The organism is Cohnella phaseoli, assembly GCF_003386235.1.
GTDB classification, from domain to species: Bacteria; Bacillota; Bacilli; order Paenibacillales; family Paenibacillaceae; genus Cohnella; species Cohnella phaseoli.
Genome location: NZ_QRDZ01000003.1, coordinates 436,335 through 443,086, shown reverse-complemented (window position 1 = coordinate 443,086; position 6,752 = coordinate 436,335). Strand labels below are relative to the sequence as shown.

The following is a 6,752-nucleotide window of genomic DNA, read 5'->3' as shown; positions in this document are numbered from 1 at the left end:
TCTATAAGAACCGTTGGCTAATCGAGTTGTTTTTCAAATGGGTGAAACAGCATCTGAAGATGGTTAAGCTCTGCAGCTTTGAACAAGAAGCGGTTTGGAACCACGTCTTTTTGTCGCTGATCGCTTATGCAGTCAGCCTTTTGGTCAAGCTCCGCTTGCAAACCCCCAAGAGTCAGTGGGAGGTTTTGAAGCTTCTGCGGAGCTATTTCTATCATAGCTGGCAGCAATTTCTCGCAGCTTTGAATCGTGTTCCGTCGAGGAAATCCAGAGGGCGACAGAAGACGGATAGAGTCAAGCTTGTCGAGGAGAATCAGCGCGTCATACTACGTTAGGCAAAGATAAATGAATATCCAATTTTGTGGAAAATCGCGTCTCCTGTTCCTGCTCTGATTTTTTGGCTTACTGGGAAGAAAATCAAATGGAAAAATATGAAACCAAATCACAATATTGGATTAGGCCTCACCCTTCGACTATTATGTCAGGTTTGATGCATGACTAGTGACTTTTTTGGCCTCCATTCTCCGGTTCGGGTCGGGTCAAGGCACTTTTTTGGTCTCCGCCCCCGGGCTCGGGTCAGGTCGAGGCACTTTTTTGGCCTACACTCTCCGGTTCGGGTCGGGTCAAGGCACTTTTTTGGCCTACACTCTCCGGCTCGGGTCAGGTCGAGGCACTTTTTTGGCCTACACTCTCCGGTTCGGGTCGGGTCGAGGCACTTTTTTGGCCTACACTCTCCGGCTCGGTTCGGGTCGGACTCGCGCAAAAGAACGTCTCCCGATTTTGCGGGAGACGTTCGTCGTTCGATTCATCTGACTTATGGAATAAACTGCTGAACAATCTTCGTGATGACGCCGTCTTCTATCGTCAAATGATACGGATAATCTCTCAGGTTCATTTCCCCGTTATCCGTCATCAAAGAGATGAATTTATCTAACGCGATTTGCTCGTTCCATACGACATCCGCTTCGGCTATATCGTCCGTCCGGTCGTAAATCTGCATCAGCACCTTCACGTCAGGCGCAAGCTTCAGCCGCTCGATCGCTTGGTCGTCATTCACGATGTAGTAGCCGTCCGGAGCTTCGTCCATGCCCGAATCCGCTTCTCTCTCGCGAAATATCCGGTTGGCCGCTTCCCCTTCGTACCACTCTATGAAATCCGCGTCTATATAGCAATCGCCGTCCGCCCGATAGATTGCGTCAACATATGCGACACGCGTGCTCTCGTCCACGGGAACAGGCGTGTATTCGCCGGTATTCGCTGTAATGGAACCGAACGACATGATACCGAACAACACGGCGACTATGCTGATAAGCAGTTTGTTGACCATTATGCAATCTCTCCTTCAGGGCTCGTAACCGCAGCCTTTGCTTTCCTATTACCTATTAAACGGATTAGGACAACATAAGGTTACAAATCCACGCCAAAAAAATTAAAATTTTCTCATCCCAAATTGTGCCTATACGTCAGGTTATGCCGGAGAGAAGATTTTAGTCTGGATGGACTCGTCGTAGAAGAAGAAAATTGCGTTCGGGCTGTACCTTGTTATCCGAAAGACCGGCGAGCAGGCCAGGAGCCCTGCAGCTTGCGCAAAAATAGTGGAAAGCGTAACGATTCCACCGGCCCTTCTTACCGTTCACTCCATGAAGCTCTGACATAACCGACGCTCATCCCGATACGCTCCATATTGCGATGGCTCTGCGAGCCGAAAGCGCATTGTCCGACGACCAGTTCGCAGTCGTCCGCGAACGCCTCTCCGACCCTTGTCCGCAGCAGCGCAGCATGAATGCCAAGCCCGCGATAGTCCGGCAGCGTCGCCGCGAACGTAAGCGAAGCTATCTCTCCGTTTCGATGAGATACGGCCGCTCCGGCGAGCTGACCCTCCCATAGCGCCAAATAAAACTTCCATCCCGGACGGTCATACAGCACCCGATTGTTCGCGGCCACAGGAGGAATGCCGTCGTCCGGCAAGCCGAAGCTGCGGCAGTGGACGGTCGCGTACAGCTCGAATTCATCCTCGCACAGCGAGCGTATTTCCAGCTTGTCCGCCAGTGGCGCGGAATGAAGCGCAGCTCCAACTCCCGTTGTCATAGCCATTGACGTATGGAAGCCTGTCTGGCTGAAGCCAAGCGCAGTCAGCCGCTTCATCAGCTCTTGATCCACCACCCCGGGCACAAGCTCAAACAACGGCTTACGTCCGCGGGCGCGATAGAACTCGATAATCTCTTCAAGTGTATCCGCATCGCTGCTTCTTAAACCTTTGACTGTGTTAAATCCCGGCCAAGGCATCGTTCTGCTGTAGATACATAGCGCGCCGCCAACTCGCAGAATCTCGATTCCTTCCGGATTGCCGGGACGATCCCGAATCGCCTCCATACGATCGAGCGTATAGGCAATCTCCGAACGTTCAATCGCTTCCGTGCGTTCCGCCAATCGATTCCTCTCACTCATGACGATCCCTCCACATGCGACAGCCCCCGAACTCCGCTAGGGCTCGGGGGCTGGTCGGTTATCCTGCAATTACTTCAAAATCTCATACTTCCCGATCAGAGGAAGCGGCTTCACTTGGCCGTTCGCCGCGGCAAGAATGCCGATAATGACAAGCGCCAAAATTCCTAAGTTGACCAGCGGAAGCAACAACCATCCGATGATCGGAATAATGCTCAGTACCACGTTCGCTATTAACGCCAGCAAGAACAGGTTCAAGCCTTGTCTGGCGTGATACTGCGCAAAAGGAGACTCCTTAGCCGCAAGCAATGGAACGAAAAACAAAATGTAAGCCACTATAGCCATGCCTTTATTCTGTTGAATGTCGGATTCAGTCGGAACCATCGGTCAAACCCCTCTCCTAAATGGAATAATCCGTTCTAAATGTACCGAATTCACGACCGGTGCGCTAGCTACTTTAGTCGTATTTTTTGTCAAATTAGTCAAGGAACGGACAACCAAGCCCGGTCATTCCTCCAGTCAACCCTGACTTCGGTCTCAAAAAAGGCCGATAACACCTTCGTGATCAGCGTCACTCGCGTCGCTCCCTGCTCGAATATCTGCCCCTCGCCTAGTTAACAGGGACCTGCTGAATACGGGCAGCACCTCCTCAATAGGGTGCGTGAGAGCAGGATGGATAGGTCCTGTTGTACAAATGTATGCACGATAGCTCCTGTATAAGCCTCCGGGCCGTCTCGAAATCTGCTTTCGTGGGCATCTTGCGCGTAGTAGCAACAGAGCCGCCGGGATTTCCTCCCGACGGCTCCGTATTGTCCGAACGTTATTCTCTTGACTTCCAGGCAAGGCTCGAAACCGCCATCCTGCCCGCCGAGCGGCTATCGGAGATACTCGCCTTCCGGCCCAACCGCGCACGATCCGCATTGGACATTGCCGCAAATAGGCAAAGAGCGCCGCAAGCGATCAGCAGAATGGTCATGATCGGAAACAGCAGGTTCATCCTCGAATCTCCTCCGCAGCATAATAACGAGAATCATTATCATCATTATAGCGGTTTCGAGAGCAAAATCAAGAGGGCGGGAAGAAACGCAGCCGCAATTCGCCCGTTTCTTCCCGCCCTCTTGCCGATTAGTCGATCGCACGGTAGCCCAGCAGTCTTAAACCGTTCAGTATGACCAGAATCGTGCTGCCTTCATGTCCAACGACGCCAAGTGGCAGTGCAATCCCCTGCGTGAAGTTGGCGACTATCAGAAGTACGATGACGCTTAACGCAAACGTCATATTTTGCTTGATCACCGTTTTCGCCTGTTTGCCAAGCACGATTGCATCCGCAATCCGGCCGATATCGTCATTCATCAGCACGACGTCCGCCGTTTCCAGCGCCGCATCGCTGCCGGCGGCTCCCATTGCAATGCCAACGCCTGCCGTCGCCAACGCGGGAGCGTCGTTCACTCCGTCCCCGACCATTGCCACCGTGCCGTATTCGTCCTTCAGCTCTTTAATCCGCGTCACTTTGTCCTCGGGCAACAGATCGGCATAAACCCGGTCGATTCCGAGTTCGTCGGCTATCGCACGCGCGGTTTGTCCTTGGTCGCCGGTCAGCATGACGGTTTGTACACCCAGCTTCTTTAATCTGGCGATCGCACGGGCGGCTTCCGGCCGAATCTGATCGCGCAGGGCGAATACGGCTGCCGCTCCCTGCCCGTTCATCAGCACGGATACCGTCTTGCCTTCCCCTTCCAGCCGATCGATCGTCTCCGCGATCCGTCCAGACCGCTCATGCTCTCTCAGCATAGACGCTTTGCCGATCGTCCATAGCTCGCCGCCGAGCTTCGCCTGAATGCCGCGGCCCGTCAGAGCTCCAAAATCGGAAGGCCGCTCCGGCGTCAGCCCCCGCTCTTGCGCGGCGCTAACGATCGCTTTAGCTAGCGGATGCCCGGAAAAACTCTCGAGCGAAGCCGCGATGAAGAGCGCATCGTTCTCGTCATAGTGCTGGAAAGCAGCGATATCGGTCACGACCGGCCTGCCTTGCGTTAGCGTGCCGGTCTTGTCGAAGGCGACCGCCTTCACATTCGCGAGATTTTCCAGATGCGCTCCCCCCTTGAACAGCACACCTTTCCTTGCGCCGCTCGAAATCGCCGACAGCATTGCGGGCATAATTGAAGCAACCAGCGCGCAAGGAGACGCCACCACCAGAAACACCATCGCTTTATAGAAAGCCTGCTCCCACGCAACCTGCAGCACCAGCGGAGGAACCGCGATGAGCAACGCGGACACGAGCAGAATCGCTCGCGCATAAATGCGTTCGAAGCGTTCCATAAACCTCTGCGAGGCAGGCTTCTCGCTCTGCGCTTCCTGCACGAGGCGGATAATTTTGGCGAAGAGCGTCGATTCGCTCGTCTGTCCGACCTCTACGTACAGCGCGCCTTCTCCGTTCAACGTGCCGGCATAGACGACGTCTCCCGGGGTTTTATCAACCGGAATCGATTCCCCTGTGATGGACGCCTGATTCACGTCGGATGCGCCTTCGGTCACGACGCCGTCGGACGGAATTCGCTCGCCCGGCTTAACTAGAACGAGATCTCCGGCCGTCAGCTCCTCAATCGGAACAATGCGTTCGATACCGTCGCGAATCAACGTGCCCGTCTCGGGCTTCTGGTCCATTAGCGACGAGATGTCCCTGCTGCTGCGATCCATCGTGTAGGTCTCTAACGCACCGCTGAGAGAGAAAATAAAGATCAGCACGGCGCCCTCCGTCCAGTAACCGATGCTCGCGGCTCCGATCGCCGCAACGATCATCAGCAGGTTGACGTCAAGGTCGCGCTCCCGGACAAGCGTGCTTATTCCTTCCTTCGCTTTGGCGAACCCGCCGACCGCGAATGCAGTAATATATAGGGCGACGGCCCAAGGATACGACGTCTGCTCCAGCATGTAGGCAACGGCGAGGATCAGCCCGCTCCCCAAAGCGGCCATGCCCTCCCCGTACCGGCTCAGCCAGCCGGCGGCTGCGCCTTCGGCTCGATGTTGCCGAAGCTCGCCGCGCTCGCTATGTTCCTGTCCCTTCATCGAATGTATCGCTTGGCTCATTGTAATCTCTCCCTCTCCATTGAGAATGACTCCCATTATTACACCCCTTAAAATGACACATGCTGCTCCGATAGGGAGCAGCATGTTAAGCGAGAATAACGACTCGCCTTTGTTTATTCATTTGTGAGGTTGTTCTAAATTACGGGAGCTTCATTATTCCTTATTTATAATTATTATAATCTAAAGAACAATAAAAGTGAAGAGGAATGGACAATTTAAACACTTCGGGCATTGCCACCGTTCTTAGATTCGCTTCTTTCGCGTTTAGTCCGGCTCCACGACGTAGACGCACTTGAAGCGCTCCACACCCGGGTAAGACTCGCCTAAGCTTTCGATCTCGAACCCGATATTGCGGTAGAAATCCACCGCCTCTTCATCGGTCTCGGCAACCAGTTTTGCAGGGCTTTTCCGCTCGATCGTCTCAAGCACCAGCCCTCGCCCGTAACCAAGCCCGCGAAAATCCGGAGCTATCGCAATATGCTCGATCTTTAATTCGCCGCTCTCGTTCATACGTATGCCGATAATGCCGATGAGTTCCCCTTCGGCTTCATACCCGTATATTTCTAGCCGGTCATCCGATTTGTAAGCATCGATCGTTCTATCCAGCTTGTCAGGATCGGGGTAAACGCTGTATCCCACAATATCGCGCACGGACGGATCGTCCAGATTGTCTCTAATAGTAACTAGCATGCTCTGCCACTTCCGTTTCGTAATTGGGTCATCGCTTCAATGTATCGACATTCAATTTATGTCGTGTAGATCTAATCTCAATCTTATCATATCCAGTACGCGAATGCCGTTCTCCCAGATCGGCTCCGGGTAATGTCGAACGAAGAAGCCGGCATCCACGCCGACGATCCGAAAGCCGCATTTCTGGTACAATCGAAGCTGGTCGAAACTGGAATTGGCCGTGCCGATCTCCAGCACCGCGGCTCCTGCTTCCCGAGCGGTCTCAATGGCCTTAAAAACTAGCGCTTTGCCGATGCCTTGCCCCTGACGGGACTCGCGGACGGCGACATTAACGATTTCGAGCGTGCGCGGATGCGTCGCAATAAGAACGAATTGTCCGACAAGCTCGCCGTCCTCATAGGCTAGGTAGCAATCCCCTCTAACGATATAATCGTCAACCATCTCCCGAGAAGGATCGGCGAGCAGCAGCAGTTCGTAAGGTATCTCGTCTTCGCTCGACCTTTTCCTGAAGCTTAGCTTCACTTCTTCACAGTCCT

General features: G+C 53.8%; 8 protein-coding genes. 1 reads left to right on the top strand and 7 read right to left on the bottom strand.

Annotated elements, in window-relative coordinates; translation table 11 throughout:
- A partial coding sequence (locus DFP98_RS06330) for a transposase (RefSeq protein ID WP_147310134.1) occupies nucleotides 1-332 on the top strand: 332 nt, incomplete at its 5' end.
- Between the two features lie 479 nt (nucleotides 333-811).
- Here DFP98_RS06330 and DFP98_RS06325 read toward each other — a convergent pair.
- The 7 genes from DFP98_RS06325 to DFP98_RS06300 form a co-directional block, all read right to left on the bottom strand.
- Nucleotides 812-1,324, bottom strand: coding sequence for a hypothetical protein (locus DFP98_RS06325; RefSeq protein WP_116059698.1), 513 nt, complete (start codon nucleotides 1,322-1,324; stop codon nucleotides 812-814).
- Nucleotides 1,325-1,623: 299 nt separating this feature from the next.
- Nucleotides 1,624-2,445, bottom strand: a complete 822-nt coding sequence (locus DFP98_RS06320) for a GNAT family N-acetyltransferase (RefSeq protein WP_116059697.1) — start codon at nucleotides 2,443-2,445, stop codon at nucleotides 1,624-1,626.
- A gap of 69 nt (nucleotides 2,446-2,514) precedes the next feature.
- Nucleotides 2,515-2,826, bottom strand: a complete 312-nt coding sequence (locus DFP98_RS06315; RefSeq protein ID WP_116059696.1) for a DUF4870 domain-containing protein — start codon at nucleotides 2,824-2,826, stop codon at nucleotides 2,515-2,517.
- 436 nt (nucleotides 2,827-3,262) lie between these two features.
- On the bottom strand, nucleotides 3,263-3,439 hold the full coding sequence (locus DFP98_RS38930) for a hypothetical protein (protein WP_181917509.1): 177 nt from the start codon (nucleotides 3,437-3,439) through the stop codon (nucleotides 3,263-3,265).
- A gap of 128 nt (nucleotides 3,440-3,567) precedes the next feature.
- Nucleotides 3,568-5,526 carry a heavy metal translocating P-type ATPase gene (locus tag DFP98_RS06310; RefSeq protein ID WP_116059731.1) on the bottom strand — a complete coding sequence of 653 codons (1,959 nt, stop codon included), beginning with the start codon at nucleotides 5,524-5,526 and terminating at the stop codon, nucleotides 3,568-3,570.
- 264 nt (nucleotides 5,527-5,790) lie between these two features.
- Complete coding sequence (locus DFP98_RS06305) at nucleotides 5,791-6,216, bottom strand: GNAT family N-acetyltransferase (RefSeq protein ID WP_116059695.1); 426 nt, start codon at nucleotides 6,214-6,216, stop codon at nucleotides 5,791-5,793.
- Nucleotides 6,217-6,267: 51 nt separating this feature from the next.
- Nucleotides 6,268-6,738 (bottom strand): GNAT family N-acetyltransferase, encoded by a 471-nt coding sequence (locus DFP98_RS06300; protein WP_246016431.1) that lies wholly within the window; start codon nucleotides 6,736-6,738, stop codon nucleotides 6,268-6,270.
- Nucleotides 6,739-6,752: the final 14 nt, after the last annotated feature.